The organism is Rhizobium leguminosarum bv. viciae (genome assembly GCF_012276115.1).
GTDB lineage: Bacteria > Pseudomonadota > Alphaproteobacteria > Rhizobiales > Rhizobiaceae > Rhizobium > Rhizobium leguminosarum_T.
Genome location: NZ_WIEU01000023.1, coordinates 1 through 25552, shown reverse-complemented (window position 1 = coordinate 25552; position 25552 = coordinate 1). Strand labels below are relative to the sequence as shown.

The following is a 25552-nucleotide window of genomic DNA, read 5'->3' as shown; positions in this document are numbered from 1 at the left end:
GAGGTCGCTGCGAGTCTCCTTCTCCCCTGAAGTGGGAGAAGGTGGCCGGCAGGCCGGATGAGGGGCGGCCAACGCCGCCCCTCTCACACGCTGTCACTTGGCCGGCTTGTACCAGCTGTCGAGGCCGTCCTGCAGCTTCTTGGCGGCAACCGCAGGCGTATCCGTGCCGTTGATCACGTTGGCCGATTCGACCCAGGTCTCGTTTTCGAGGTTCGGCGTGCCACGCGACAGGATCTGGTAGGTCGAGCGCACCGTCGACTTGTACGGGCCGCGCCAGGAAACGAATTCCTGAGCGAGCGGATCGGACATTTTGACCGGGGTGGAGTTCAGGCTGAAGAAGCCCGGCAGCGAGTTGGCGTAGATATCGGCGAACTCCGGCGAAGCGACCCAGCTGAGGAACTTCTTGGCTTCCTCGGCATGGGTGCTCTTTGCGTTCAGGGCAACACCGATATCCGGATGGTCGGAGATGTAGCCCGTGTCGCCTGCCTTCGGAACCGGCGGCGGGAAGGCGCCCATCTTGAACTGGGCTTGGCTGTTGAACAGCGCGATTTCCCACGAACCGGCCGGATAGATCGCTGCACGGCCGAGCGTGAACAGGTTCTGGCTGTCGGAGTAGGTCTGGGCTTCAAAACCGTCGCCGAGATAGGGCTTCCACTTGACAAGCTCTTCATAGGGTTTGACCCACTCGGCATCGGTCAGCTTCTGCTTGCCGGCGATCAGGGCTTCGCGGCCCTCTTCACCCTTCCAGTAGTTCGGGCCGATGTTCTGGTAGCCCATGGTGGCGGCCTCCCAGAGGTCCTTCGTGCCCATGGCGAGCGGGATGTAGGTGCCGTCGGCCTTGATCTTGTCGAGCGCTGCGTAGAACTCGTCCTGCGTCTTCGGCACGGAGATGCCGAGCTTGTCGAAGGCGTCCTTGTTGTAGATGAAGCCGTGGATGACCGAAGCCATAGGCACGCAGAAGGTCGACTTGCCGTCGTCGGTGCTCCAGGCGGCCTTGGCGACCGGCGAGAAGTTCTCCATGCCAGGAAGGCTGGTGATGTCGGCGAGTTGCTTCTTGTTGAAGAGTTCGAGCGAGGCATCGAACGGACGGCAGGTGATGATATCGCCTGCGGAGCCGGCATCGAGCTTGGCGTTCAGCGAGGCGTTGTATTCGGTCGGCGCAGTCGGCGAGAAGACGATCTTGATGCCCGGGTTCTTCGCTTCGAAGGCCGGGATGATCTTTTCCTGCCAGATCTGCAAGTCGTCGTTACGCCAGCTTTCGACCGTCAGCGTGACGTCGGCGGCATGGACGAGGCCCGCTGAAGTCAGCAGACTGGAGGCAAGCAGCAAGCTTTTCAGAGCAGTGTTTTTCATTTCCCTCTCCTGTTTTAAGCGCCGTTAGGCGCTGTTTTCGATCTGAAACAAGCAATTGGCGTGTTTGAGGTAACACCCAACGCCCCTTGGAGGACCGTCAGCAAGCCGGTCCCGAAAGCTCAACGGACACGAAGGCGGACGCCTGCGGCCGAACTGCGCACCTTCCCGGCGACTGCACCGGGGTGACGAAATGGCGGGGAAAGCCGATGGATGCCTGACCTTCGCCACCAGCTTGACGGGCCGGCGGGTCGTCATCTCGATCATCCTCGAAGCGGTTCCGGCTTGGTTTAACTGCCGGTTTTCGTGGGCCTCGAAGTGCTGTTCCCTTTTGCCGAATTAAGGCCAAAAAAATACCAATTGTCCAGCCGAATTTAACTTTTTGGCCGGATAAAATTGATTAAAAAATTTTATCTAGTAAAATCAATATGATAAAAAGACGAATTTTCTCCATCATTCCCACTTGGTAAATGGTATTTTTTTGGTATTGTATTAAAAACCATGGGGAACGGCATATTCGGAGGGCCCGATGACGGAGCTTGCAATCGGCATAGACGGCGGCGGATCGAGCTGCCGGGCCGCAGTCGCGGACAGGAACGGCAATGTTATCGGCCGCGGCAAATCGGGCCCTGCCAACATCCTGTCGGATCTGGAAAACTCTCTTCTCAACATTGTCGAATCCGCCCGGCAGGCGCTAGGTGATGCCGGGCTTACCGCTGAAACCCTTTCCTCCGTCGCAGCGGTCGTCGGCGTCGCTGGGGCGAACGTCGGCGATTACGGCAGGCGAATCGAAAAGGCCCTGCCCTTTGCCGAAGGCCGCGTCGTCACCGATGCGTTGATCGCCCTGCAGGGTGCGCTCGGCGATGCCGACGGCATCGTCGGCGCCTTCGGCACCGGCTCGGTCTATAATGCCCGCAAGAATGGCCGGCTGAACGGCATCGGCGGCTGGGGTTTCGTTGTCGGCGACCAGGCAAGCGGTGCCCGCCTCGGCCGCGATCTCCTGGAACGATCACTGCTTGCCCATGACGGGGTGCGTCCGGCATCGCCGATCACCGACGCGGTCATGACTGAATACGGAAATGATCCCGAGCGCATCGTCGAATTCGCCCATTCGGCAAGACCGAAGGATTTTGCCCGTTACGCCCCCACCGTCTTCGAACATGCGGCTAAGGGCGATGCCGTGGCAGTCGGCATCGTCACGGATGCGGCAGCGGCGATCGGCGAAAGTCTCGAAGCGCTGCTCTGGCCCGAATGCCCATCGATCTGCCTGCTCGGCGGTCTTGCTGAAGCTTATGAGCCGTGGCTTTCCGAACGCTACAGGCCTTTGCTTGCCAGACCGAAAGGCGATGCCCTGCAGGGCGCGGTGGAACTTGCGGTCAAGCTCTTGAACGACAAGCAGAGAGGTGCGGCATGACCGACGACCTCGCCACCCTCCTTTCCCTGGAGCGCCTGCAGGCAGCCGGCACAGGTCCGCTCTATGTCAAGCTGCGCCGCACGCTCGAAGGAGCCGTGCGCACCGGCACGCTCGGGCACGGCGATGCGCTGCCGCCGGAACGCGACATCGCCGAATTCGCCGCCGTCAGCCGCGTCACCGTGCGCAAGGCGATCGACGAACTCGTCGCCGATGGCCTGTTGGTGCGCCGTCACGGTTCAGGCACCTTCGTCGCCAAGCCGGTCTCCAAGGTCGAGCAGCGCCTGTCGCAGCTCACCTCCTTCACCGAGGATATGGCGCGCCGCGGCATGTCCTCCCGCTCCGAATGGCTGCACAAGGGCGTCCACACCCCCTCGCCCGACGAGATGATGATCCTTGGCCTCGGTACCGACGTCAAGGTTTCGCGCCTTTCCCGCCTGCGCATCGCCGACGACCAGCCGCTGGCGATCGAGAATGCCAGCGTCTCCGGCGAATTCCTGCCCGATCCCTCGGCCGTCACCAATTCGCTCTATGCCGAACTCGAACGCCTCCAAGTCCGCCCGGTGCGCGCCGTGCAGCGCATCTCCGCCACCAATATGAAGGAAGCCGACGCCCAGCTTCTCGGCGTCTCCGCGGGTGCGGCCGGCCTGTCGATCGAGCGTATCTCCTATCTGGGCTCCGGCCGCGCCGTCGAATTCACCCGCTCGCTCTATCGCGGCGACGCCTATGACTTTGTCGCGGAGCTGACGATCGCAGTGACGTAAGCCCTACCAGAAGCGGGCGATCCAAAGCTGATTTCCGACAAGATCATCGAAGATCGCATCGGCGGAGATAAGCGGTATCCCATTCTGCATGGCGGTCGCGGCAAGAAACCGGTCGAACGGATCGCGATGTGTCCAGTCCATCATGGCTGCGGTCAGACAGATTTCCGGTGTCAATGCCGCGGCAATGCCACCCTGCTCGTGCAGCAGTTCCGGCAGCCGGCCGATGAAAGGCTCCATCTCCGGCCATTTGCCGAGACGAACCTTCTGCCCGATTTCAAATAGGGATATTGGGCTGACGAAAATCGTCTCCGCCTTTTCGATCAGAGCGATCGCCTTGGCCGAGAGCCGCCCGTCGCCGGTCAGCGACCATGCCCACGCATGGGTGTCGAGCAAGAGCGAGTTCACTCGCCCCCTTCCCAAGCCGCAAGCTCGCCCTGATCCATGGGCTCAAAAAAGTCGGGTCCATTTCCAACAACTTGCCCTTTGAGCAACCCGATCTTGAAGGAAGACTGCACAATCGGAATGATCTTCACGACAGGCTTGCGCCCCTTGGCGATCACCACTTCCTCACCGGAAAGGGCAGCGTCGATCAATTTCGACAGATTGGTCTTTGCGACATGGATAGTAACTTGCATCGTCGCCCTCATTAGCTAACTTGGCTAAGCATACCACCTCATCGTCAATTCCGCTATCAAATTCAAACAGCCTGAATGCGGGCAATTATTGAGCCGAATCAAAATCATAAAGCCGGAAGGTGAACCCTTCCGGCTTTTCATTTATCGAATCAACCTCTGAGGACGCCGCTATAGAACAGGATGATTTTAGGCCGGGCCGGCCTAAAATCTGAATCCTGTCCTAAATTAAATAGTGAGAGCATGATGTCGTCCGAAAACCGCTCACACTTTTCGGCATCATGCTCTAAGCGACCGCGAAGCCTCGGCAATCAGGCCGCGTCTTCGATCTGCTCGTCCGTCTTGCGCGGCACGTAGTTCAGCACCGGCCCGAGCCAGCGCTCGACTTCAGACACCGCCATCTGCTTGCGCGCCGCATAATCCTCGACTTGATCGCGCTCCACCTTGGCGACGCCGAAATAATAGGAGTCGGGATGGCCAATATAGAGGCCCGAGACCGAGGAACCGGGCCACATCGCATAACTCTCCGTCAGCGTCACGCCGGCCGCTTTTTCGGCATCGAGCAACTTGAACAGCGTTGCCTTTTCGGTGTGGTCGGGCTGGGCGGGATAACCGGGCGCCGGACGGATGCCGGCATAGGCTTCGGTAATGAGATCCTCCTTGCTGAGCGTCTCGTCCTTGGCATAGCCCCAGTATTCGCGTCGCACCTGCTCATGCATACGCTCGGCAAAAGCTTCGGCGAAGCGGTCGGCCAGCGCCTTGACGAGGATCGAGGAATAATCGTCGTTCGCCCGCTCGAAACGCTCGGCGATGGCGATTTCCTCGATACCGGCCGTCACCACGAAGCCGCCGACATAATCCTGAACACCGCTTGAGACCGGCGCCACGAAATCGGAGAGCGCCACGTTCGGCCGCCCGTCCCGCTTCGAAAGCTGCTGGCGCAACGTGTAGAAGGTCTCAAGCTCGTGCTTCCGGCTCTCGTCCGTGAACAGCCGGATGTCGTCGCCGACGGCGCCGGCCGGCCAGAAGCCGATGACGGCGCGCGGGCGGAACCACTTCTCGTCGATAATCTTCTTCAGCATCGCCCGCGCATCAGCCCAGAGCGCACGCGCCGCCTCGCCCTGCTTCTCGTCTTCGAGAATGGCAGGATAACGGCCGCGCAATTCCCAGGTCTGGAAGAACGGCGTCCAGTCGATGTATTTGGCAAGCTCGGCCAGATCGTAATCCTCGAACACCCGCGTGCCGAAGAATTGCGGCTTCACCGGCTGGTGGGCAGACCAGTCGATCTTGTGGGCATTCTCGCGAGCCCGCGGCAACGGCAGGCGCACCTTTTCGGCCTCGCTGCGCGCATGGGCGGCCGCCACCTTGGCATATTCGGCTCTTATATCATCGACATAACTCTGCCGCGTTTCCGGCGACAGCAGCGCCGAGACGACGCCGACGGCGCGGCTCGCATCGGTTACGTAGACCGTCTGCCCCTTGTTGTAGCCCGGATGGATCTTCACGGCCGTATGCACGCGGCTGGTCGTCGCCCCACCGATCAACAGCGGGATCTCGAAGCCCTGGCGTTCCATCTCGGCGGCAACATGCACCATCTCATCGAGCGACGGCGTGATCAGGCCGGAGAGGCCGATGACGTCGACCTTCTCGGCGATCGCCGTTTCGAGGATCTTCGTCGCCGGCACCATGACGCCGAGGTCGACGATCTCGTAATTGTTGCAGGCAAGCACGACGCCGACGATGTTCTTGCCGATATCGTGCACGTCGCCCTTGACCGTCGCCATCAGGATCTTGCCGGCCGACCGACGCTGGTCGCCACCGTTGAGGCGCTTCTCCTCTTCCATATAGGGCAGCAGCACGGCCACCGCCTGCTTCATCACGCGCGCCGACTTGACCACCTGCGGCAGGAACATCTTGCCCGAGCCGAACAGGTCGCCGACGACGTTCATGCCGGCCATAAGCGGCCCTTCGATGACGTGCAGCGGCCGCGCGGCCTGCTGGCGCGCCTCCTCGGTATCGGCCTCGATATATTCGGTGATGCCGTTGACCAGCGCATGCTCGAGACGTTTCTCGACGCTCCATTCGCGCCAGGAAAGATCCTGGACGCGGCCTTCGCGTGCGGCGCCGCCACGGAATTTCTCCGCCACTTCGAGCAGCCGCTCGGTACCATCGGGACGACGGTTCAGCACCACGTCCTCGCAGGCCTCACGCAGCTCGGGATCGATATTGTCGTAGACGGCAAGCTGGCCGGCATTGACGATGCCCATGTCCATGCCTGCCTGGATGGCGTGATAGAGGAACACGGCATGCATCGCCTCGCGCACCGGCTCGTTGCCGCGGAACGAGAAGGACAGGTTCGACACGCCGCCCGAAATATGCACCAGCGGCATGCGCTCGCGGATCGTCCGCGTCGCCTCGATGAAGTCGACACCGTAATTATTGTGCTCTTCGATGCCGGTCGCGACCGCGAAGATGTTCGGGTCGAAGATGATGTCCTCCGGCGGGTAGCCGATCTTTTCGGTCAGCAGCTTGTAGGCGCGCGTGCAGATTTCCACCTTGCGCTCGTAGCTGTCCGCCTGCCCCGTCTCGTCGAAGGCCATGACGACGACGGCGGCACCATAATTGTGCAACAGCCGCGCCTGGGCGAGGAAATTCTCCTCGCCTTCCTTCAGCGAGATCGAGTTGACGATCGGCTTGCCCTGAACGCGTTTCAGTCCGGATTCGATGATCGAGAACTTCGACGAGTCGATCATCACAGGCACACGTGCGATGTCAGGCTCGGCGGCGATCAGGTTGAGGAACTCGACCATCGCCTTTTCGGAATCGATCAGGCCTTCGTCCATGTTGATGTCGATCACCTGCGCGCCGTTCTCGACCTGGTCGCGCGCCACATCGAGCGCTGCGGTGAAATCGGCATTGGTGATCAGCTTGCGGAAGCGGGCCGAGCCGGTGACGTTGGTGCGCTCGCCGACATTGACGAAAGGAATGTCCTTGGTCAGCTCGAAGGGTTCGAGGCCCGACAGCGACATGAACGGGCGATGCTCGGGGATCGGCCGCGGCTTGTATTTCGCAACGATCTCGGCGATTGCCTTGATGTGCTCGGGCGTTGAGCCGCAGCAGCCGCCGACGATATTGACGAGGCCTTCGCGGGCGAAGCTGTCGATCTGCGCCGCCATCAACTCCGGCGTTTCGTCATACTGGCCGAATTCGTTTGGCAGGCCGGCATTCGGATAGGCGCAGATGAAGGTATCGGCAACACCCGAAAGCTCCTGCAGGTGCGGGCGCATCGCATTGGCGCCGAGTGCGCAGTTGAGTCCGATCGTGAAGGGATTGGCATGGCGCACCGAATTCCAGAAGGCAGATGGCGTCTGGCCGGACAGGGTGCGGCCGGAAAGGTCGGTGATCGTGCCCGAGATCATCACCGGCAGGCGCACGCCCTTGGCCTCGAAGCGCTCCTCGCAGGCGAAGATCGCAGCCTTGGCGTTCAGCGTGTCGAAGATCGTCTCGATGAGGATAATGTCGGCGCCCCCGTCGATCAGCCCATCGATCTGCTCGCCATAAGCGGAACGCAGATCGTCGAAGGTGACGGCACGGAAGCCGGGATTGTTGACGTCGGGCGAGATCGAGGCGGTGCGGTTGGTCGGCCCGATGGCGCCGGCGACGAAGCGGCGGCGGCCGTCCTCGCGTTCGGCGCGCTGTGCTGCCCGTCGCACGATCTCGGCGCCTTCTTTGTTGAGGTCGTAGACAGCGCCTTCCATCTCATAATCGGCTTGCGCGATGCGGGTCGAGGAGAAGGTGTTGGTCTCGAGGATGTCGGCGCCGGCCTTGGCGTATCTGTAATGGATCTCTTCGATCGCGTCCGGCTGGGTCAGGATCAGAAGGTCGTTATTGCCCTTCTGGTGACAGGCGCAGCCGATGAAGCGCGTCCCACGGAACTGGTCTTCATCATAGCCGAGCCCCTGGATCTGCGTGCCCATGGCGCCGTCGAGAACAAGGATGCGTTCGCTCGCGGCTTGTCTCAAAGCTGCGAAAACTTCACTGCCGTCACGTTTGCCCGTTTCCGGACCAAAGAGATTGTCAAACACGGGAAGGCTCCTTGACGTCGTAAGACCAGACAGTCCAAATCACATAAAGATATCTTTATGTCAATATATGCCTGTCGATTTCGTGCTTAGCAAGGCTACAGCGCCGCGCGTCTTTTCAGACGCGCAAAGGACGTTGTAACAGTTTGAATCGACGCATCGTGCCTCCGAAAACCGATCCCGCTTTGCGGGCCAATGCGATAGCCGGATGACAGACTCGTCCGACCCCTATATAGGCGTTTACAACGCTTTGTGCACGAAATTGGAGGAGTATCATGGCACCCGCAATCGGCAACGCCGTGCTTGGAAACTGGGCGAGCCGCGCATATCACCGTAGCTGGCTGCTGGCGCAGGCAAACGGCCTCTTCGATTTCTTCCAGCACAATTCGGTCAATCCCAAGGGCGGCTTCTACGATCTCGACGCCGAAGGTAGGCCTCTCGACGCCGAGGGCCAGGTTCGCGGCATCCATATCGCGGCGCGCGCCGTGCATTGCTTCTCGATCGGCGCCTTGCTCGGCCGCCCAGGTGCAGCCGATGTCGTCGATCACGGTATGGACTATATCTGGAACCACCACCGCGACCGGAAATACGGGGGCTATTTCTGGTCGCTCAACAATGACGGTCCTATTGATTCCAACAAGCAGGGCTATGGCCATGCTTTCGTGCTGCTCGCCGCCTCATCGGCAAAGACGATCGGTCATCCGCTTGCCGACGGCATGCTCGCCGATATCACCGAGATCCTCAACACGAAGTTCTGGGAAGCCAAGCACGGCGCGATCGCCGAGGAATTCACCGCCGACTGGCAGCCGCTCGATGGCGGCGCCTATCGCGGCCAGAACTCCAACATGCACCTGACCGAAGCGCTGATGGCGGCCTTCGAAGCCACCGGCGACAGGGAATATTTGACCAAGGCCGAAAGCATCGCCGATCTCGTCATCCGCCGCGCCGCCGGTTCGGTCGACTGGCGCGTCGCCGAGCATTTCGACGCCGAATGGAACCTCGACAAGACTTACTATCATCCGAATGAAATGTTCCGCCCGGCCGGCACGACGCCCGGCCACTGGCTGGAATGGGCCCGCCTCATCCTGCAGCTCTGGGCGCTCGGTGGCAAACGCATCGAGTGGATGCCGGATGCGGCCAAAGCGCTCTTCGCCCAATCCATGGCGCTCGGCTGGGACAACGATAAGGGCGGTTTCTTCTATACGCTCGATTGGGACGACAAGCCCGCCAAGCGCAACAAGCTCTGGTGGCCGGCTTGCGAAGGTGCGGCCGCCGCACATTTTCTCAACGAGCACCTGCCGAGCGATTTCCACGAGGAAAGCTATCGCAAGATCTGGAACGTGATCGAGCGCGCCTTCATCGACCATAAGAACGGCGGCTGGCACGAGGAACTGACAGAGGATCTCGTTCCCTCTCACTCGCTCTTCCCCGGCAAGGGCGATATCTACCACGCGCTGCAGGCCTGCCTCATCCCGCTCTTCCCGGCAACGGGCAGCCTGACAAAGGGCATCACTGAGGCCGGCGGCGGTATATAAGGCTGGAGATCAGTAACCCGGCGCCGGCAGTTCGCCGTTCGGGTTCCGCTGGAACCACTCGACATCCTCGTTGACGCGGTCGAGATCGTCCTGCACGTCGCGCTGGTCTCGGCGGATGTCGTGCAGGTCGTCCTCCAGATCCTCGATCCGTCGGCGCAGCTCCGACTTCTCATCGTCTTTTGCATCCCGCAGCCTGTCGGAAAGCTCGTCTATGCTCGCCTCCTTGGAGCTATAGTCGTTCTGCATCGAGTTGAGGCGCGCCTGCAGCTCGTGCTGCTTGCTGCCGAGGCCGAAGCCGCGCAGGAAACCGGGCGCGGTCTCCGGCGGGCAGACATTGGCGTAGCCGCTGCCCGCCTGGCCGCGCGCAAGCCCGCTGAGCGGCGTGCAATAGCGCACCAGGCCCGCCTGGTAGCCCTGAAACCATTTCGTCTGATCGGGCACGATCTTGACCCGCTCGCAGGATTTCGCATGCGCGGCGAAGCGCTGTTGCGGCTCGTGGCCCGCCGCGCCGTCGCTCTCGCCGATCACCCGCCAGTCGGCGGCGACGCATTCCTCCTTGGACAGCGTGTTGCAGGAGGCAAGGAAAAGGCCGAAGCCGATGGTGGCGGCAAGCGCAAGGAACAAGCGGATCATGGCGTCCCGGGGTAAATGAGGAGTGCGATGCCGCAGCTTAGCCACAGGACAAGCCCGCGTCACCGGCACGGCGACGCGAATTTGCAGTTTTCATGGCTTTTTTCTGTCAAAATTACGGCGGGGGAGACCGCGTCAGAGTAGCGGAGCGAGCCGCAGCGTATCCAGATCCTTGGCGAGCATCAGCGCCAGCGCCTCGACCGCGAGATTGTGGTCGTCACGCTGCGGCAGTCCTGAGACGGTGACGGCGCCGATGCAGCCGGTGCCCTTGACGTTGATCGGGAAACTGCCGCCATGCGGCGCAAAGTCGGCGCCGGAAAGCCCGTTATCCTCGACCGTCTTGCCGTCCCTCTGCAGCTTCAGACCGGAGGCATAGCTGCTGCGGAAATAACGCAGCACCATGTTGCGCTTGCGGCGGACCCAATTGACGTTGTCGGGCGTCACACCCGGGAGTGCCGCATAGAAAACGGGCATCGAATGCAGGGTCACGTCGATCGCAATGCCGAGGCCGCGCTCGGTGGCGAGTTCCTGCAGGAGTTTGCCGAGCTGCCATGCCGTCGTCAGGTCGAAGGCGTCGAAGCTCAGCACTTTCTCCTGCTCCACGATCCGGCTGAGATCGTCCTCGGTTGTCATGATAAGCGTTCCTCTTGCGCGATGATCCGTGCAGACCATTCTCGCGGGGAGCAAAAAAGTAAAGCAAAAACTTGGGCCTACCGCTGGAGCAATTCCAGCAAAACTGCGCGGCGGTTTTGCGTCCGGAATTGCGCGAAGACAAAGAGATGGAGCATTTTCGTGACTCGAAGAAAACGGAAATGCTCTTCGTCAGAGCTTCGGCGTCAGCATCTCGAAAACGGTCACAGGACCGGCGAGAAACCGCTCATCGCCCCGATGAAGGGTTTCGGCAGCGGCGAGGCATAGGAGCCGCGCTTGCTGGTGGAAAGTCCGAGCGACACCAGCGCTTCGGCCTGCTTGACGGCGGCGGCGACGCCGTCGACGACGGGCACGCCGTAGATTTCCTGCAGTTCGCGCGCCAGATCGGTCATGCCGGCACAACCGAGCACGATCGCCTCGGCGCCATCTTCCAAAAGCGCCCGCTCGATCTCGGCCCTAAGCTTGCCGATCGCGCCCGAGCCTGCATCTTCCAGCTCCAGCACCGGGATGTCGGAGGCGCGCACCTTGGCGCGGTCGCCCATTCCGTAGCGGCGCACCAGATTGTCGATCAGCACCCGCGAGCGCTCCAGCGTCGTCACCACGGTGAAGCGCTGCGCCAGGAAGCCCGCCGTCACCACGGCGGATTCGCAAAGCCCGAGGATCGGCACATCGGAAAAGGTTCGCGCCGCTTCGAGCCCGGTATCGTCGAAACAGGCGATAACAGCCGCGTCATAATCCACACCCTGCCGCTCCTTGAGTTCGGCGAGCAGGCCGGGGATCGCTAAGGCCCCGTCGTAATGCCCCTCGATGGAAACCGGCCCCATGCGCGAGGTGGCCGCGATGATCTCCGTGCCGGATGCCGCCACCGCCCGCGCAGCGGTCGCGGCCTTCTCGGTCATGGAGGCCGTGGTGTTCGGATTGACGATGAGGATGCGCATGTCAGTTTATCTTTGCCTGCCGCCGGCTGAGCATCGTCATGATGCCGAGCGCGAGGAGAATGATGGTGAAGGAAAACAGCGTCGTCACCGTGCCGAGCGCATAGAGCACCGGCGTCGTGACATTGGTGGTCATGCCGTAGATTTCGAGCGGCAACGTATTGTAGGTGCCTGATGTCATCAGCGTGCGGGCGAATTCGTCATAGGAGAGCGTGAAGCCGAACAGTCCGACGCCGACGAGGCTCGGGGCGATCATCGGCAACACGACATGGCGGAACGTCTGCCAGGAGCTGGCGCCGAGGTCGCGCGCCGCCTCTTCATAGGCCGGCGAAAAGCGGTTGAAGACGGCAAACATGATCAGCACGCCAAAGGGCAGCGTCCAGGTGAGATGCGCGCCGAAGGCCGACGAATACCAAGCGGGTTTGAGCCCTCCCTCCTGGAAGACGACACCGATGCCGAGCGAGATGATGATCGACGGCACGACGAGACTTGCGACCGTGGCATAGAACAGCGCCGTCGAACCGCGAAAACGGCGGCGGAAAGCAAGGCCGGCGAGCAGAGAGACGACGACAGTCACCGCCATCACCATCAGTCCGAGGGTGAAGGAGCGGCGGAACGAGGCGCCGAAATCGCCGACCGCCTGCTTCTCGAACAGGTTGAAGAACCAGTGCGTGGAAACACCGTTCATCGGGAAGGTCAGGCCGCCATCCGGCCCCTGGAAGGAGAGGATCAGGATCGCCGATAGCGGCCCGTAGAGGAACAGCACGAAGATGATGAAGAAGAGCGCCAGCAGGTAGAATTCCAGGCCGCGTTTTTCGTGGCTCATCTCAAAGCTCCTTGCGGATATCGACGATGCGCAGGATGGCCGCGACCATCAACAGCACGACTGCGAGCAGCACCACGGCATTGGCGGCAGCGGCCGGATATTGCAGCAGCGACATCTGGTTCTTCATCATCAGCGCCACCGAGGCGCTCTGGCCGCCGGACATTACCTGCACCGTCGAAAAGTCGGCCATCACAAGCGTAACGACGAAGATCGTGCCGATCGCCATGCCGGGTTTGGCAAGCGGGAAGACGACATTCCACAACACCTGCCAGCCGGAGGCGCCGGCATCACGCGCCGCCTCGAACAGCGACCGGTCGATGCGCATCAGCGTATTGAAGATCGGCGTCACCATGAACAGCGTATAGAGATGCACCATGGCAAGCACGACGGCGAAATCGGAATAGAGCAGCCATTCGATCGGCTGCGGGATGATGCCCATCTTGATCAGCGTCGAGTTGACGAGGCCGTTGCGCCCGAGCACCGGGATCCACGAGATCATGCGGATGATGTTCGACGTCATGAACGGCACGGTGCAGACCAGGAAGAGGATCATCTGCGTCGATGTCTTGCGGATGTGAAAGGCCAGGAAATAGGCGACCCAGAAACCGATGACGAGCGTCAGCGCCCAGACGATCGCGGTGAATTTCAGCGTGTTAAGATAGATCTTCCACGTCACCCACGAACCGAGCGTGTCGGTGTAGTTCATCGTCAGGAAGTCGGGATAGAGACCGGCAAAGTCGTAGTCCCAGAAGCTGACGACCGCGATCATGGCGATCGGCAGCAGGAAGAACAAGCCGAGAATGACGAACAGCGGCGTCGCCTGGAGATAGGATATCGCCGATGGGGAAAGCTTCAGTCCGCGCCCGCCGCGCGCGCCCTGGCCGTCCTCCTCCGTTTCCGCTGCGATGGTCGCCATCCTTTGCCCTTTCGTTCGTCGAAGTAATGAAAGGAGGGATCATCAAAGACCCCTCCCCAACCCTCCCCACAAGGGGGAGGGAAAGTTTTGCCGCACCCTCGCCGGGCTCCCTCCCCCTTGTGGGGAGGGTTGGGGAGGGGAAGGCGACAACGCCTACTTGGCCTTAAGCAGCGATAAACTCGTTCCAACGGCGGACCATGTAGCGGTCTTCGTCCATCACCGAGTTCCAGCAGGCGACCGCACCCATGCGGGCTTCGAAGGAGCCGCCGTCGCGAACGGCGCCGGCCTTCTCCATGACCTTGCCCTCAGGCGACATGATGTCGCCGGTTGCAGGCTTGCCCTCGATCCAGTAGCCCCACTCGTCCGCCGTCATGAAGTTCTTGGCGGTGTCCATGCAGGCGGAATAGTAACCCTGGCGGTTGAGATAGCCGCCGACCCAGCCCGATGTGTACCAGTTGATATATTCATAGGCGGCGTCGAGCTGCGCGCCCTTGAGGTGCGAAGCAAGGCCGAGACCGCCGCCCCAGGCGCGATAGCCTTCCTTGAGCGGCTGATACTTGCAGGCGATGCCCTTGGAGCGGACGGCGGCGACGGCCGGCGACCACATCGACTGGATGACGACTTCGCCCGACGCCATCAGGTTCACCGACTCGTCGAAGCTCTTCCAGAAGGCACGGAACTGGCCCTCGCCCTTGGCCTTGATCAGGAATTCGATCGTCTTGTCGATCTCTTCCTTGGTCATGTTGCCCTTGTCGGCATATTTGATGTTGCCCATGGCTTCCATGATCATCGCCGCATCCATGATGCCGATCGACGGAATATTGAGGATCGAGGTCTTGCCCTTGAACTTCGGATCCATGATGTCGGCCCAGCTGGTGATGTCGCGGCCGACGAGATCGGGGCGGATGCCGAGCGTGTCGGCATTGTAGATGGTCGGAACCATCGTCATCCACTGTGTCGCTTCCTTGGCGAATTTCTTGGAATCCTGCGCTTCGACGAAGCCGACCGTGTGCGGCGCCGTGCCTTGGGCGATGACGCTGTCTGCCTTCAGTTTGCCGTTGATGAAGAGCGGTACGATCTTGTCGTAATATTTCAGCTTCTTGACATCCATCGGCTGCATCACGCCGGTCGGGAACACCTTCTTGGCGATCCAGTATTCGATGTCGGCAATATCGTAGCTGTCAGGCTGGGTGACGGCGCGCTGGGCGGCGGCGTCGGAATCGGTCGCCGTCATCTCCAGCGTGATGCCGAGATCGGCCTTGCACTTCTCGGCGATGGCATTGATGTTCGAAACGCCGGTGCCGAACTGGCGAAGCGTGATGTTCGTCTGCGCCCAGATGGTTGGAAAGCCGGTGATGGCGCCGGAGCCGGCGATGGCGCCGACGGCGGCAGCACCCGTCTTCAGCAGCGCGCGGCGGGAAAGACCCTTCTCCGCCTTGGTCGATATCGTTTCAGTCGTCATGTCAGTTCCCCTTTTCTTGGATATGGAAGGTTCAGTGTTCTTGATGGTGATGGCTCATGCGGACGAGCGGCCGAGAAGCACGGCATCCTCGAGCGCCCAGCTGAGCGAGACGGTGTCGCCAACGGCGAACGGCCGGGCGAAATATTCGCCGTCGTCGGCAATGACGGTGAAGTCGTCGCTGCCGGCGCCGATAACGGTGATCTTCACCGAAGAGCCGCGATATTCGATGTTGGAGACGATGCCGTCGAAGCCGAGCGTCCATTCGGTCGCCACCTGCAGGCGCACGCGGTCGGTGCGGATGCCGATATCGATGGGCTCGCCGACCTCCCTGCCCGTCCCGCGCACGGAAAAGCTCTGGCCTTCCGGCACGGTCATGACGAGCACGCCGTTCTCGCTCGACGTCACCCGGCCGGACAGCACGTTGTGGTCGCCCATGAACCGCGCAACGAAGGCCGTCGCCGGACGCTCGAAGACCTCGCGCGGGGCTGCCGCCTGCTCGATCCGGCCGTCATTCATGATGACGATGACGTCGGCGAGCGCCATTGCCTCTTCCTGGCTGTGGGTGACGTGCACGAAGGTGATGCCGAGCGACTTCTGGAGTTTCTTGAGTTCGGCGCGCATGCGGATCTTCAGGAACGGATCGAGCGCCGACAGCGGCTCGTCGAGCAGCAGCGCTTCCGGATCGGTGATCAGCGCACGCGCCAGCGCCACGCGCTGTTGCTGGCCGCCGGAAAGCTGGGCCGGACGCCTGGCGGCATAGGCCTCCATCTGCATCAGCTTCAGCATCTCGAGCGCTTTGGCCCGCCGCTCTTGCTTGTCGACACCCTTCATCTTCAGGCTGAAGGCGACATTGTCGATCAGGTCGAGATGCGGGAACAGCGCGTAGGACTGGAACATCATCGCCGTGCCACGCCTGGCCGGCGGAAAATCGGTGACGACGGCATTGCCGAGCCTGATGTCGCCTGACGAGATACTCTCGTGGCCGGCGATCATACGCAGCGTCGAAGTCTTGCCGCAGCCCGACGGGCCGAGGAAGCAGCAATAGGAGCCGGCTGGAATTTTCAGGCTGATCGCATGGACCGCCGTCGTCGCGCCATAGACCTTCGAAACGGATACTATATCGATCTCTGCCGCTTTCGACATCATGCCTTCCCCTGTTCGGAAAAGACGATGCATCTGCCGTGCCAAACTCCGCTGCTTAAAGGAAACCGTTGCGAAATAACGATTTTATCAACACCGCCATTGAGAGAGCAAATTATAGGCGTAGCGTTATCTGCACATGATTTAGGCTTCGTGCGCAATTTGTGCAAAACATCGTATACAATTTCGCCATCATTTCGGGCACAAATTCTGTTTAACTTTTGCTGCGAAGCCGGGTATGGTTTGCCGACCATCAGGAAATAAATTTCATGAAATCCGCCGCCAAGGCTCAGCAGGCCGAAGACTCCGCCGAAACAGGCGCGCAACAGATCCGCGATGCCATTCGCGAAGCGATCGTCGAGCGCAGGCTCTCGCCCGGCACCAAGCTTTCGGAAAGCGATGTCGGCAATCTCTTCAACGTCAGCCGCACGCTTGCCCGCGCCGCCCTGCAGGCACTGTCCTATGAAGGTCTTGTCAGCGTCGAGAAGAACCGCGGCGCCTTCGTCGCCTATCCCTCGCCGGAAGAGGCTCGTCAGATCTTTTCCGCCCGCCGGCTGGTTGAACCCGGCATTTTGCGCGAGGCAGCGGCGCGGATCACGCCTGATGACATTACCCATCTGCGACAGCTTCTGCTGGAAGAAGGCCGCCTGATGAGCGAGCGTGGCCAGACGGCGCGCCGCGCCGAAATCAAGGCATCGGGCGATTTTCATTTGATGCTGGCGGCCATATCGGGAAACTCAATCATGCAGCGCTTCATGGAAGAGCTTGTCGCCCGATCGTCTCTGGTGATTGCGCTCTACGGGCAGTCGACCGCATCGAGCTGCGGCCATTCCGAACATGGTGACATCATCTCGGCGATCGAAGCCGACGAACTCGACCGCGCCTGCCAGCTGATGCTGCATCACATCGCCCATATCGAGGCAGATCTCGACCTGCGCGAACGCAAGAGCCTGGGCCTCAAGGAAGCCTTCGAACTCTGAACATGCAAAAGACGCGGGACGCGGATGCTTCACCGCGCCCGCTTCAAACGGGCTCTCGAAACGCTACCAAGGCGTCTTCTTCGGCAACATCTCAAAGGCAGCGAAGATATCCTCGGCGCTCATCGGCTCGCTCGAGCGCAGCTTAACGGTTCCGTCGCGTCCGATCAGGATCAGCCCGAACTCGCCGGACGGCGGTCCCTGCAGCCTATCGCGAATATCGTCGGCATCGAGTTCCCAGTCATCGTCGAACAGCGCAAACGCGCCGCCGCCGGCGATGCTGAACACCTCGACGTCTTCCTCGATCAACCGCATATGCGCCTTGCGCAGCCATTCGTCCTGGATGAGCGCGCGGTCATCTTGCGCATCTGCAAAGATGATCAGCACCCGTTTCCTGTCGCGAAACTGCTCGAGCGATTGCGGAAGCTCAGGCTCACGCCTGGGTGTACCGATGATTTCATGAACAATAGATTTCAGCATGGTGCTTCATTCCTCGCCCGTCACCACTGCATAATTCTTAAATCGGGATCGATTTAAGGATAGATTATGCAGCAATTCGAAGTGCTACAGCGCCCTTTGCGACTGTCGAAAAGGGCGCTGTAGTGGCGGGCTGTGCCTGCCGAATTAAACGGCTGGGAATAAGCGAGGTTCCGCCAAAAAGCGGAAAAGGATCGCAGCCATGGCCGCGATCCTCACTTTGTCAATCGCGGCCCTGGTCTTCGGACGCGTGGGCCGAAACGGCGACGAGATCTGCAGCCCCAGTGACGTGAAGGCGCTTGCGCACCAAAACGCGCATGACACGCGCCGCCGTCGAGAAGGTCATCTGGTCGAGCGGGCCTTCGCCCTCCCACGGCTTGGTCAGCCGTTCGGTGACGGCGCCGACGATGTTCATCGGCACGATGTCGGTGCATTCGCGCATGGCTTCGAAAACGAAGCTGATGGGGATGACCCGTCCTTCGTGGGTCACGATCGGTTCGGTCAATTCACTGTCCCATTCCTCGAACGCGTAGAGCGCTTCGCGAAACAGCTGCTGGAGGTCGAACGGCGCATGGCCGTCATGAAGTGGCGGCAGTGCATTCATCATGTCTGTCTCCTCTTGATGGGTTGAGGCCAAAGTCCTCCGGTATCGGTCGCGCCAAACGCGGGGAACGGAACGTTTTGCTGCCCCTGCGAACCGAATAACACTATTGATTCTATAGAGTAACGCGCTGGGGTAAAGCCCATTTATCAGCGCGCATGGAAGCGAATTCCATAACGCCATGATATTCTTGCATGTTTTAGTGGAAATTTTCTCGGCATGCGCCATCCGTCAAATATTTTTGCCTCCCGCCTGCCATCGGTCCGGAATGGCACAAAGGGCAGAAATCGCTGCGAAATCACGGAACTTTTGGCGCTGTAATCTGTTTTGTTCTCACATTCGCCAAACCGACTGGGGTTACCACCAATGACGCAAATCCGTGAACCGGAGCGCCGAAGCAGGATCCTGCGCGGCCGTCCCTATAGCCTTGATGAATTCGCCGCCAAATATGGCCTGCGCGGCGAGCAGGCAGAAAGCCTGTTTACCCGTTTCGGGCCCTCCTCGATCGAACTCGACCTGCTGATGGCAGCCAAGCGCCGGCCGCCGGTTTTGCAGGACAGAATTGCCGAATAACACTTTTGATGAATGGAATGGATCGATGAGCGACAGACGCCACGAATGGATCAGCAAAAGAGCTTACGCGATCTGGGAAGAACAGGGCCGGCCTGATGGCCGCGACGACGAGCACTGGCGCCAGGCAGTTGCCGAACGCGAGGCGCTGGAGCGCACGCAGGCCTCTTCCGATGGCCGCGAGGTGCTGGTGAAGTTTCGTCCGAAACCGCAGCGGCCCGAAGCGCCACGTCAGGACTGGGTCAATCCTTCGACAAAGGTCGGCTGACCCTTCCCTCGTGCCGGCTCAGCTCAGGCTGAGCCGGAAGCGCGCCTGAAAATCTCCCTGCCACCACATCGGGAAATTGGTTCCCCACTTATTGTTGTGCAGATTGAAACGGATGCCGGCGCTAAAATCCGGCAGCGTCCTGCAAAACGTCATGAAATCCGAGCCTTGCGGCGCAACGAGCGGCGCATCGAAGGTTTCGATCGTCAGCGGACCATCGGCAAGATCACGGCGTGCTGATGTCACCGCCTGTAATTGCCCGCCGCCGCTCGTCGCAATATTCCCCGATCGGTGCCAAAGGCCCATCTTCCTGAAATTCCAGTCCCCGGCACCATCAGGCGTGAAAGAAAGGAAGCTTGCCTCCGGCATGCGGTTGGCCGGCTTGTCATGCAACGTCAGACGCAGGTCGAGGCGATCGCCCTCGGCGGTGAAATGCAGCATCACCTGCGGCGGCGCGCCATATTTCTGCACGGCCTCGGCCGGCATCGACAGAAGGATGCCCGCCCCATCAGTCGCTTCCAGCGCCGGCAGGAAAACCTTCGAAAGTGCTGCCCCCGACCGGGCAAGCCCCGGCTTGTCATGGTCGAGCACCGCCCATTCCTGGCGATGGGTCAGGTAGGTCTCCATATGCCTGATAACGTCGCCGGCATCGTAGCTCTCATATCGATAGGCGATCAGCGAGCCGTCGCGGCCGCAGACCGTTCTGCCGGAGGGAGAGGTGATTTCGGCCACATCGCCGCTCGCACCGTCGAGCCCGATCGACCAGCCACCGGTCTGCAGGCGGAGCTCCCGTCCACTACCCTCGATGACGGCGGGCGTGGCGAATTCGGCAAGCACCGCCTGGGCCGCCTTCCGATCCGCCTCGTCGAGTTCCGAGACCGCCTGGTCGAGATAGGCGCGCTGCTCGTCCCATGAGGCTTCGGTATAGGCGAAGCGGTAATCGGATCGGCGTGCGGCCTCGAAATCGGCCCGCGACCATGCCTTGTCGTCGCGCAGATAGGATTTGATATCGACGCCGCAGGTATGCTCGGCCACCATCGCCAGTCCGCGCCCGAAGGCGAGACGCCGCGCGTCGAGCCCATCCGCCGCCAAGCGATCGTAGAGCCGCTGCAGCGCGAGGAACCGCGCTGTCTTCACAGGATCGCTGCCGCTGCCATGGATCCAGCTGTCGCCGAGTTCCAGCTCGATAACGGGGAAACGCTCGCGCGCGTCCCAGAGAATGGCGCCGTAATCCTCGAGCGTCGCCGCGCGGATGAACGCATCCAACTCACGGGCGCGCAATTCGCGATAGGCCTCGGCCACCTGCGGTACGCTCTGCGGTCCGATATTGTCGTTGGTATGGGCAAAGCTCAGGCCGTCCGCAAAACCGTCGGGGAAACAGGTCTCGCCATAGGAGCACTGGTACATGACGACCACTTCCTCGCCGCCGGGCGCCCGCCAGCGGAAGATGTCGGGCACATCGGGCGGCGGTGAGGCCGTATTGACGCCGAGATGTAGGAAGCGGATGCCCGCCTCGGAAAGCAGCGGCACCATGCCGAGCGTATGGCCGGGCACATCGGTCATCTTCGCCGCGATCGTCGTCTTGCCGAAGCGCCGGTCGAGCTCCTGCGAATAGGAAAGCCCGGCCCGGAAAAGGTCGGGCGACATCAGCTCCGTATGTGTGGTGAACGGCAGGCCGTGCCAGCGGATCAGCCCGCGCTCGATCGCCTGTTCCAGCGCTGCCACCTCTCCCGCCGAGCGCGAATTCAGATGGTCCCAGATCAGCCAGGCGCCCGTCGTCCAGATGAATTTCGGCTCGTCGGGATTTTCGGCATGAAAATGCTTGGCGGTTTCGATCGCCTGCGGAATGAAGCGCTCGTGATATTGCCGGCGGACTTTCTCGGCATGATCGGTAAAGCCGATATCGAGATGGGTCTTGAAAACCAGATGCACGCGCTTTTCAGTCATTCCATTCCACTACATCGGTGATGACAGTCGAGACATTCTGCAGCCAGTGGCGGCACAGGTGAGGAGTGTAACCGTTTCCACAAACATCATTGCTCCTGCCGTAAATTCTTCGTCAACCCGTTTTGGCACAAATCGATGAAATCGTGCGGGTTTATTAACTATATATCCTAAAAGGCTATCGTCCGACGCTTTCATCGTAGAATCGAATCGCGACAAGAATGAAGACGTGTTCATCGATAATTGCATAGAAAGGCGGCAGGACTTCCTTGCTGCCGCGCCCGGGTGGTGCGCTGTTTAGCCAAGGAGAAAAGCCTGAGCCTTTCGTGAAAGCCGATTATCAGAAGGCGTTGGTTTCCTGGCAGAGCGCCCGGTGGACCTCCGTCCAGAATAGCGCCAGCGGCGTGTCGCCGTTGCGTTCGGCAACAAGGGCGCGGATCAGCGCTTCGGAGCCCGCCATGTCCTGCCAGCTGGATTTCAGGCCCTTGGCGGCCTGTTGGCATTCGGCAATCGCGAATGGTCTCTTGCTGTCCATATGAGGTCTCCTCATGAAAGGCGCTAACAGATGGGACCCGGATTGTCATTCCCCGCATATGTGGGGATGCCTTGTATTTGTGACAGCCCTCGCGGTAGGATTGAGGGGATTGGGGCAGTGGAAATGATTGAGAATACCTATAGCGAAAAGTTCGAGTCCGCTTTCGAACAGATCAAGGCCGCGGCCAATGTCGATGCCGCCATCCGCATTCTCCAGGCGGAATATGGCCTCGATTTCGTCACCTACCATCTCGCCCAGACGATCGCGGCCAAGATCGATTCGCCCTTCGTACGCACCACCTATCCGGATTCCTGGGTCTCCCGCTACCTCCTGAACAGCTATGTGAAGGTCGATCCGATCGTCAAGCAGGGCTTCGAACGCCAGCTACCCTTCGACTGGAGCGAGGTCGAACCGACGCCGGAGGCCTATGCCATGCTGGTCGATGCCCAGAAGCACGGCATCGGCGGCAACGGCTACTCCATTCCCGTCGCCGACAAGGCGCAGCGCCGCGCGCTGTTGTCGCTGAATGCCCGCATGCCGGCCGAGGAATGGGCCGAACTCGTCCGCCGCTGCCGCAACGAATGGATCGAGATCGCCCATCTCATCCACCGCAAGGCCGTCTACGAGCTGCATGGCGAAAACGATCCGGTGCCGGCATTGTCGCCGCGCGAGATCGAGTGTCTGCACTGGACGGCGCTGGGCAAGGATTACAAGGATATTTCGGTCATCCTCGGCATATCCGAACACACCACGCGCGATTATCTGAAGACCGCCCGCTTCAAACTCGGCTGCGCCACGATCTCGGCCGCCGCTTCGCGGGCCGTGCAATTGCGCATCATCAATCCCTAGGTCTTTGTTGGCGCATGTCGTTCTCGCAAAACCGCTGCACACTTTTGCGCGACATGCTCTGCCCCCCTCATTTGAGGGGGCCCATCTGAGGGAATTTCCGAACCGGCCCGCTTGAACCATTGTGCTTTCCACGAACTTGAAAACGCTGGAGGGCAAAATGTTCGTTATCATTCAGGCACATGAGTATCAGAAATACGCTGCCGTACTCGACCAGATGTTTCGCCTGCGCAAGAAGGTCTTCGCCGATACGCTCGGCTGGGACGTTCCCGTCATCGGCCCTTACGAACGCGACAGCTACGATTCGCTCGCCCCCGCCTATCTCGTCTGGTGCAACGATAGCCGCACCCGCCTCTATGGCGGGATGCGCCTGATGCCGACGACCGGCCCGACCCTTCTCTACGACGTCTTCCGCGAGACTTTTCCAGATGCCGCCAATCTTATCGCCCCCGGCATCTGGGAAGGCACGCGCATGTGCATTGACGAGGAGGCGATCGCCAAGGATTTCTCCAATGTCGATGCCGGTCGCGCCTTCTCCATGATGCTGCTTGCGCTTTGCGAATGCGCGCTCGATCACGGCATCCATACGATGATTTCCAACTACGAGCCCTACCTCAAGCGCGTCTACAAGCGCGCCGGCGCCGAAGTGGAAGAACTCGGCCGTGCAGACGGCTACGGCAAATACCCCGTCTGCTGCGGCGCCTTCGAAGTATCGGACCGGGTGCTGCGCAAGATGCGCGCCGCCCTCGGCCTCACCCTACCCCTTTATGTCAGGCACGTGCCGGCCCGCTCGGTCGTGACTCAATTCCTGGAGATGGCAGCATGAACCGCCTCGCTGAAACCGCCCCGCAGACCGCAATGCAGAAGGATATCGGCGCGCTGGAGCGCCATGTTCTCGCATCCCGCGACATCGCCACGCAGATAGGGGATCCCTTCCTCTCCTATCTCCTTTCGATGGCGCTGTTCACGATCTACGAGAAGAAGGCCCATCACGAGAACGAGGCGCTGAAGAGCAGCTTCAGCTGAGGGTGTGGTTCCCCTCCGCCCCGCCTGAAGACGAGCAAGTCTCCCGGCGCCTCGCGCGCAGCCGCAAAAACAGTCCCCGTTTTGCGGCTGCGCGGCGTGTTTACGTCATCAGCGTATCGATCGTTGAAATCAGCGTGTCGTGCAGATAAGGCTTCGGCAGGAAGGCGGTATTGGCGGGCAGCGCCATCGGATCGAGCCGCACCATGCCCGAGGTGATGATGATGCCGATATTCGGCCGCATCGCCCTCACCCGCTTGGCAAGCTGGAGACCGTCCATCGAACCGGCCATGTTGACGTCGGTGAACAGGATATCGACATCCTGCCTGCCCTTCAGCACCACCAGAGCCTCGTCGGCATTGGCCGCCTCCAGCGCCACATGACCGACATCCTCCAGCACATCGAGGATATTGAACCGGATCAGCGGCTCATCCTCCACGATGAGCACCACGGCACTGTTCAAAGCCACCATCTGCGATCGCCCTCTTCATGCGGAATGTGACTTGAGTAAGTGTAGCCCGCGCCAGAAGGTTCCAGTGGCTGCCCACGAATTATGCATCGTCCACAGATGCGTGCGCTCCCCGCTTGTGGCTCCCTCGGATTTGCGTTAGAGCGGAAACCGTGCTGCGGGAACCATTGCCCCGGCACCCAAGCGCCGGACACGGCGCCAAGGGCCTGTAGCTCAATGGTTAGAGCCGGCGGCTCATAACCGCTTGGTTGGGGGTTCGAGTCCCTCCGGGCCCACCATTCCGTTTAAAATCAATGACTTAGAAACCAGTTTTTCTTGGGGAAACATCCAAGGGGAACATTGGTTTGTTCAATCCGGTCTATCTCGTAAAGTCGCGGTGCGGCGTTTTCTATCTGCGTTGGCCCATACCAAAGCAGCTACATCCACAGAAAAAAGCATCTACGCTCAAGCTTTCTCTACAGACCCGCGACCCACGAAAAGCATTGCGCTTGTCCCGTTCTCTGAGCCAGATAGGCGAACGATTGAACGAGTATGGAATTGCATACGGGATGCGGCACGAGGAACTGAGAAGCGTACTGACTGAGCATTTTCGCCAGTTGTTGAACGATGCTAAGGCCGAGATGAACGATACTGGGCCTCTGAGCGAGTTGGATAGACAGACTTACGAGACCAGCAAGCGTGTCGCCAAGCATGCAAGGAAAACAGATGCTCCGCTCTCCCTCGTCAAATCCGATGATGATCTTTTGGCCCGCTTCATCGAGAAGTACGACCTCGACATAAAAGAAGGCAGTTCGGAATACGGTTGGCTAGACCGGGAAATGAAGCTGTCGTTCCATGGTTTCTTGAAGGCAGTTCTTGCTCACGACAAGTCGTTGCAACGTTATGATTTCGATACCGGCCCAGCTTCATCCATCGCAGAGATGGCCCAGCCCGGATTTGGTATATAAATAACAGCAGCGTTACCGTGGAGATGTGTCCGAGTTTCCGTAGAGCAACTTCTCTGTATCCATGTCCGCTATGCTGTATAAATCGCCTTTTTTAGATAGTGCTCGACATCAGCAGCAGACAGGTAGAACTTATTTACCTCAGTTGCTCCACGGTATTCAAAAAATTCAAACATATGTGGTGATGTCCCCAAAAAGGTTACAGCCTTAGCATAATAGACACCGCGTTTTCTTTTATCGTTACGGTTCTCGCTCTGTCGCTAAAGCCGATGAAAGTCTCCGTCTTCCAATAAACGCCTATTCTTTTTGGAAAAATCATTTTACCTTAACCTTTATTATCGCCTGAAGATTGAATTAATAGTGACTCACACTAGGAGAGAACGCAATGGCTAACTATAACGACACTGTCGACCGGATTAATAGAAAGATCGAAGGTAAGCTTGACCTTGCCCCCAAGTTTTATCCAGTTTTGAGTTCGCTCCAGCGGTTTTTGGTTGCTGTTGTTGGTTCGGTAGCGGCGGGTTGCGGTGCGGAGCCATTTCGGCTGCGCAGCACCGCATCACGTCG

The 25552-nt window shown here is 60.2% G+C and carries 27 protein-coding genes and 1 tRNA gene; 12 read left to right on the top strand and 16 right to left on the bottom strand.

The window, feature by feature from the left end:
* Positions 1–93: 93 nt before the first annotated feature.
* Positions 94–1353 (bottom strand): ABC transporter substrate-binding protein, encoded by a 1260-nt coding sequence (locus GFM02_RS28680; RefSeq protein WP_168272137.1) that lies wholly within the window; start codon positions 1351–1353, stop codon positions 94–96.
* 526 nt (positions 1354–1879) lie between these two features.
* On the opposite strand from GFM02_RS28680, the gene GFM02_RS28675 reads away from it, so the two are divergent.
* Both GFM02_RS28675 and GFM02_RS28670 read left to right on the top strand, forming a co-directional pair.
* Complete coding sequence (locus GFM02_RS28675; protein WP_168272138.1) at positions 1880–2764, top strand: N-acetylglucosamine kinase; 885 nt, start codon at positions 1880–1882, stop codon at positions 2762–2764.
* On the top strand, positions 2761–3525 hold the full coding sequence (locus tag GFM02_RS28670) for a GntR family transcriptional regulator (RefSeq protein WP_020050885.1): 765 nt from the start codon (positions 2761–2763) through the stop codon (positions 3523–3525). The genes GFM02_RS28675 and GFM02_RS28670 overlap by 4 nt, the downstream gene beginning before the upstream one ends.
* Before the next feature lie 3 nt (positions 3526–3528).
* Here GFM02_RS28670 and GFM02_RS28665 read toward each other — a convergent pair whose 3' ends face one another.
* The 3 genes from GFM02_RS28665 to metH form a co-directional block, all read right to left on the bottom strand.
* Positions 3529–3930 (bottom strand): type II toxin-antitoxin system VapC family toxin, encoded by a 402-nt coding sequence (locus GFM02_RS28665; RefSeq protein ID WP_020050886.1) that lies wholly within the window; start codon positions 3928–3930, stop codon positions 3529–3531.
* Positions 3927–4160 carry a type II toxin-antitoxin system Phd/YefM family antitoxin gene (locus GFM02_RS28660; protein WP_020050887.1) on the bottom strand — a complete coding sequence of 78 codons (234 nt, stop codon included), beginning with the start codon at positions 4158–4160 and terminating at the stop codon, positions 3927–3929. The genes GFM02_RS28665 and GFM02_RS28660 overlap by 4 nt, the downstream gene beginning before the upstream one ends.
* 308 nt (positions 4161–4468) lie before the next feature.
* Positions 4469–8242 carry a methionine synthase gene (gene metH / locus GFM02_RS28655; protein WP_168323529.1) on the bottom strand — a complete coding sequence of 1258 codons (3774 nt, stop codon included), beginning with the start codon at positions 8240–8242 and terminating at the stop codon, positions 4469–4471.
* 272 nt (positions 8243–8514) lie between these two features.
* Here metH and GFM02_RS28650 point away from each other — a divergent pair, with 272 nt between their 5' ends.
* A complete protein-coding gene (locus tag GFM02_RS28650; RefSeq protein ID WP_168323528.1) occupies positions 8515–9774 on the top strand; it encodes an AGE family epimerase/isomerase in 1260 nt (419 codons plus the stop codon).
* A 9-nt stretch (positions 9775–9783) separates the two neighbouring features.
* Here GFM02_RS28650 and GFM02_RS28645 read toward each other — a convergent pair whose 3' ends face one another.
* The 7 genes from GFM02_RS28645 to GFM02_RS28615 all read right to left on the bottom strand — a co-directional run bounded on the left by GFM02_RS28645 (position 9784) and on the right by GFM02_RS28615 (position 16337).
* Positions 9784–10407 carry a DUF2799 domain-containing protein gene (locus GFM02_RS28645; protein ID WP_168323527.1) on the bottom strand — a complete coding sequence of 208 codons (624 nt, stop codon included), beginning with the start codon at positions 10405–10407 and terminating at the stop codon, positions 9784–9786.
* Between the two features lie 132 nt (positions 10408–10539).
* Positions 10540–11037: a heme-degrading domain-containing protein gene (locus GFM02_RS28640; RefSeq protein ID WP_168323526.1), complete on the bottom strand. Its 498-nt coding sequence runs from the start codon at positions 11035–11037 to the stop codon at positions 10540–10542.
* A 221-nt stretch (positions 11038–11258) separates the two neighbouring features.
* A complete protein-coding gene (locus GFM02_RS28635) occupies positions 11259–11993 on the bottom strand; it encodes an aspartate/glutamate racemase family protein (protein ID WP_168323525.1) in 735 nt (244 codons plus the stop codon).
* 1 nt (position 11994) lies between these two features.
* The gene (locus GFM02_RS28630; RefSeq protein ID WP_151519562.1) at positions 11995–12816 is read right to left on the bottom strand and encodes an ABC transporter permease; all 822 of its coding nucleotides are present in this window, start codon (positions 12814–12816) and stop codon (positions 11995–11997) included.
* Between the two features lies 1 nt (position 12817).
* Positions 12818–13732, bottom strand: coding sequence for an ABC transporter permease (locus GFM02_RS28625; RefSeq protein WP_168323524.1), 915 nt, complete (start codon positions 13730–13732; stop codon positions 12818–12820).
* A gap of 163 nt (positions 13733–13895) precedes the next feature.
* The gene (locus GFM02_RS28620) at positions 13896–15194 is read right to left on the bottom strand and encodes an ABC transporter substrate-binding protein (protein WP_131639539.1); all 1299 of its coding nucleotides are present in this window, start codon (positions 15192–15194) and stop codon (positions 13896–13898) included.
* A 54-nt stretch (positions 15195–15248) separates the two neighbouring features.
* Entirely contained in the window at positions 15249–16337 is a 1089-nt protein-coding gene (locus tag GFM02_RS28615) for an ABC transporter ATP-binding protein (RefSeq protein ID WP_168323523.1), read from the bottom strand.
* A 266-nt stretch (positions 16338–16603) separates the two neighbouring features.
* On the opposite strand from GFM02_RS28615, the gene GFM02_RS28610 reads away from it, so the two are divergent.
* Entirely contained in the window at positions 16604–17314 is a 711-nt protein-coding gene (locus GFM02_RS28610; protein ID WP_065280732.1) for a GntR family transcriptional regulator, read from the top strand.
* A 63-nt stretch (positions 17315–17377) separates the two neighbouring features.
* On the opposite strand, the gene GFM02_RS28605 is transcribed toward GFM02_RS28610, so the two are convergent.
* Both GFM02_RS28605 and GFM02_RS28600 read right to left on the bottom strand, forming a co-directional pair.
* Positions 17378–17791 carry a DUF4174 domain-containing protein gene (locus GFM02_RS28605; protein WP_131639542.1) on the bottom strand — a complete coding sequence of 138 codons (414 nt, stop codon included), beginning with the start codon at positions 17789–17791 and terminating at the stop codon, positions 17378–17380.
* A 220-nt stretch (positions 17792–18011) separates the two neighbouring features.
* On the bottom strand, positions 18012–18395 hold the full coding sequence (locus GFM02_RS28600; protein ID WP_168272149.1) for a hypothetical protein: 384 nt from the start codon (positions 18393–18395) through the stop codon (positions 18012–18014).
* Between the two features lie 360 nt (positions 18396–18755).
* On the opposite strand from GFM02_RS28600, the gene GFM02_RS28595 reads away from it, so the two are divergent.
* Together GFM02_RS28595 and GFM02_RS28590 are read left to right on the top strand one after the other, a co-directional pair.
* Complete coding sequence (locus GFM02_RS28595) at positions 18756–18962, top strand: hypothetical protein (RefSeq protein ID WP_017961372.1); 207 nt, start codon at positions 18756–18758, stop codon at positions 18960–18962.
* A gap of 25 nt (positions 18963–18987) precedes the next feature.
* Positions 18988–19227 (top strand): DUF2934 domain-containing protein, encoded by a 240-nt coding sequence (locus tag GFM02_RS28590; protein ID WP_163883496.1) that lies wholly within the window; start codon positions 18988–18990, stop codon positions 19225–19227.
* Between the two features lie 18 nt (positions 19228–19245).
* On the opposite strand, the gene GFM02_RS28585 is transcribed toward GFM02_RS28590, so the two are convergent.
* Both GFM02_RS28585 and GFM02_RS28580 read right to left on the bottom strand, forming a co-directional pair.
* Complete coding sequence (locus GFM02_RS28585; RefSeq protein ID WP_168323522.1) at positions 19246–21171, bottom strand: DUF5054 domain-containing protein; 1926 nt, start codon at positions 21169–21171, stop codon at positions 19246–19248.
* Positions 21172–21508: 337 nt separating this feature from the next.
* A complete protein-coding gene (locus GFM02_RS28580; protein WP_017961375.1) occupies positions 21509–21703 on the bottom strand; it encodes a hypothetical protein in 195 nt (64 codons plus the stop codon).
* A 123-nt stretch (positions 21704–21826) separates the two neighbouring features.
* Between GFM02_RS28580 and GFM02_RS28575 the strand changes: the two genes are divergently transcribed.
* The 3 genes from GFM02_RS28575 (at position 21827) to GFM02_RS28565 (ending at position 23575) form a co-directional block, all read left to right on the top strand.
* A complete protein-coding gene (locus GFM02_RS28575) occupies positions 21827–22552 on the top strand; it encodes a LuxR family transcriptional regulator (RefSeq protein WP_168323521.1) in 726 nt (241 codons plus the stop codon).
* A gap of 157 nt (positions 22553–22709) precedes the next feature.
* Positions 22710–23375 carry an acyl-homoserine-lactone synthase gene (locus GFM02_RS28570; protein ID WP_003541559.1) on the top strand — a complete coding sequence of 222 codons (666 nt, stop codon included), beginning with the start codon at positions 22710–22712 and terminating at the stop codon, positions 23373–23375.
* Positions 23372–23575 carry a hypothetical protein gene (locus GFM02_RS28565; protein ID WP_131664653.1) on the top strand — a complete coding sequence of 68 codons (204 nt, stop codon included), beginning with the start codon at positions 23372–23374 and terminating at the stop codon, positions 23573–23575. The genes GFM02_RS28570 and GFM02_RS28565 overlap by 4 nt, the downstream gene beginning before the upstream one ends.
* Before the next feature lie 100 nt (positions 23576–23675).
* On the opposite strand, the gene GFM02_RS28560 is transcribed toward GFM02_RS28565, so the two are convergent.
* On the bottom strand, positions 23676–24044 hold the full coding sequence (locus GFM02_RS28560) for a response regulator (RefSeq protein ID WP_168323520.1): 369 nt from the start codon (positions 24042–24044) through the stop codon (positions 23676–23678).
* 199 nt (positions 24045–24243) lie between these two features.
* Here GFM02_RS28560 and GFM02_RS28555 point away from each other — a divergent pair.
* From GFM02_RS28555 to GFM02_RS28545, 3 genes are all read left to right on the top strand, one after another.
* A tRNA-Ile gene (locus GFM02_RS28555) sits at positions 24244–24319 on the top strand.
* A gap of 66 nt (positions 24320–24385) precedes the next feature.
* The gene (locus tag GFM02_RS28550) at positions 24386–24988 is read left to right on the top strand and encodes a DUF6538 domain-containing protein (RefSeq protein WP_168323519.1); all 603 of its coding nucleotides are present in this window, start codon (positions 24386–24388) and stop codon (positions 24986–24988) included.
* Positions 24989–25370: 382 nt separating this feature from the next.
* On the top strand, positions 25371–25552 hold a 182-nt coding region (locus tag GFM02_RS28545), incomplete at its 3' end, for a hypothetical protein (RefSeq protein WP_205930513.1).

Excerpts from the sequence above, each read along its gene's own strand:
- GFM02_RS28680 (WP_168272137.1), bottom strand. The coding sequence starts at position 1,353 with ATGAAAAACACTGCTCTGAAAAGCTTGCTGCTTGCCTCCAGTCTGCTG.
- GFM02_RS28675 (WP_168272138.1), top strand. The coding sequence starts at position 1,880 with ATGACGGAGCTTGCAATCGGCATAGACGGCGGCGGATCGAGCTGCCGG.
- GFM02_RS28670 (WP_020050885.1), top strand. The coding sequence starts at position 2,761 with ATGACCGACGACCTCGCCACCCTCCTTTCCCTGGAGCGCCTGCAGGCA.
- GFM02_RS28660 (WP_020050887.1), bottom strand. The coding sequence starts at position 4,160 with ATGCAAGTTACTATCCATGTCGCAAAGACCAATCTGTCGAAATTGATC.
- GFM02_RS28650 (WP_168323528.1), top strand. The coding sequence starts at position 8,515 with ATGGCACCCGCAATCGGCAACGCCGTGCTTGGAAACTGGGCGAGCCGC.
- GFM02_RS28645 (WP_168323527.1), bottom strand. The coding sequence starts at position 10,407 with ATGATCCGCTTGTTCCTTGCGCTTGCCGCCACCATCGGCTTCGGCCTT.
- GFM02_RS28640 (WP_168323526.1), bottom strand. The coding sequence starts at position 11,037 with ATGACAACCGAGGACGATCTCAGCCGGATCGTGGAGCAGGAGAAAGTG.
- GFM02_RS28635 (WP_168323525.1), bottom strand. The coding sequence starts at position 11,993 with ATGCGCATCCTCATCGTCAATCCGAACACCACGGCCTCCATGACCGAG.
- GFM02_RS28630 (WP_151519562.1), bottom strand. The coding sequence starts at position 12,816 with ATGAGCCACGAAAAACGCGGCCTGGAATTCTACCTGCTGGCGCTCTTC.
- GFM02_RS28625 (WP_168323524.1), bottom strand. The coding sequence starts at position 13,732 with ATGGCGACCATCGCAGCGGAAACGGAGGAGGACGGCCAGGGCGCGCGC.
- GFM02_RS28620 (WP_131639539.1), bottom strand. The coding sequence starts at position 15,194 with ATGACGACTGAAACGATATCGACCAAGGCGGAGAAGGGTCTTTCCCGC.
- GFM02_RS28615 (WP_168323523.1), bottom strand. The coding sequence starts at position 16,337 with ATGTCGAAAGCGGCAGAGATCGATATAGTATCCGTTTCGAAGGTCTAT.
- GFM02_RS28610 (WP_065280732.1), top strand. The coding sequence starts at position 16,604 with ATGAAATCCGCCGCCAAGGCTCAGCAGGCCGAAGACTCCGCCGAAACA.
- GFM02_RS28605 (WP_131639542.1), bottom strand. The coding sequence starts at position 17,791 with ATGCTGAAATCTATTGTTCATGAAATCATCGGTACACCCAGGCGTGAG.
- GFM02_RS28600 (WP_168272149.1), bottom strand. The coding sequence starts at position 18,395 with ATGATGAATGCACTGCCGCCACTTCATGACGGCCATGCGCCGTTCGAC.
- GFM02_RS28595 (WP_017961372.1), top strand. The coding sequence starts at position 18,756 with ATGACGCAAATCCGTGAACCGGAGCGCCGAAGCAGGATCCTGCGCGGC.
- GFM02_RS28590 (WP_163883496.1), top strand. The coding sequence starts at position 18,988 with ATGAGCGACAGACGCCACGAATGGATCAGCAAAAGAGCTTACGCGATC.
- GFM02_RS28585 (WP_168323522.1), bottom strand. The coding sequence starts at position 21,171 with ATGACTGAAAAGCGCGTGCATCTGGTTTTCAAGACCCATCTCGATATC.
- GFM02_RS28580 (WP_017961375.1), bottom strand. The coding sequence starts at position 21,703 with ATGGACAGCAAGAGACCATTCGCGATTGCCGAATGCCAACAGGCCGCC.
- GFM02_RS28575 (WP_168323521.1), top strand. The coding sequence starts at position 21,827 with ATGATTGAGAATACCTATAGCGAAAAGTTCGAGTCCGCTTTCGAACAG.
- GFM02_RS28570 (WP_003541559.1), top strand. The coding sequence starts at position 22,710 with ATGTTCGTTATCATTCAGGCACATGAGTATCAGAAATACGCTGCCGTA.
- GFM02_RS28565 (WP_131664653.1), top strand. The coding sequence starts at position 23,372 with ATGAACCGCCTCGCTGAAACCGCCCCGCAGACCGCAATGCAGAAGGAT.
- GFM02_RS28560 (WP_168323520.1), bottom strand. The coding sequence starts at position 24,044 with ATGGTGGCTTTGAACAGTGCCGTGGTGCTCATCGTGGAGGATGAGCCG.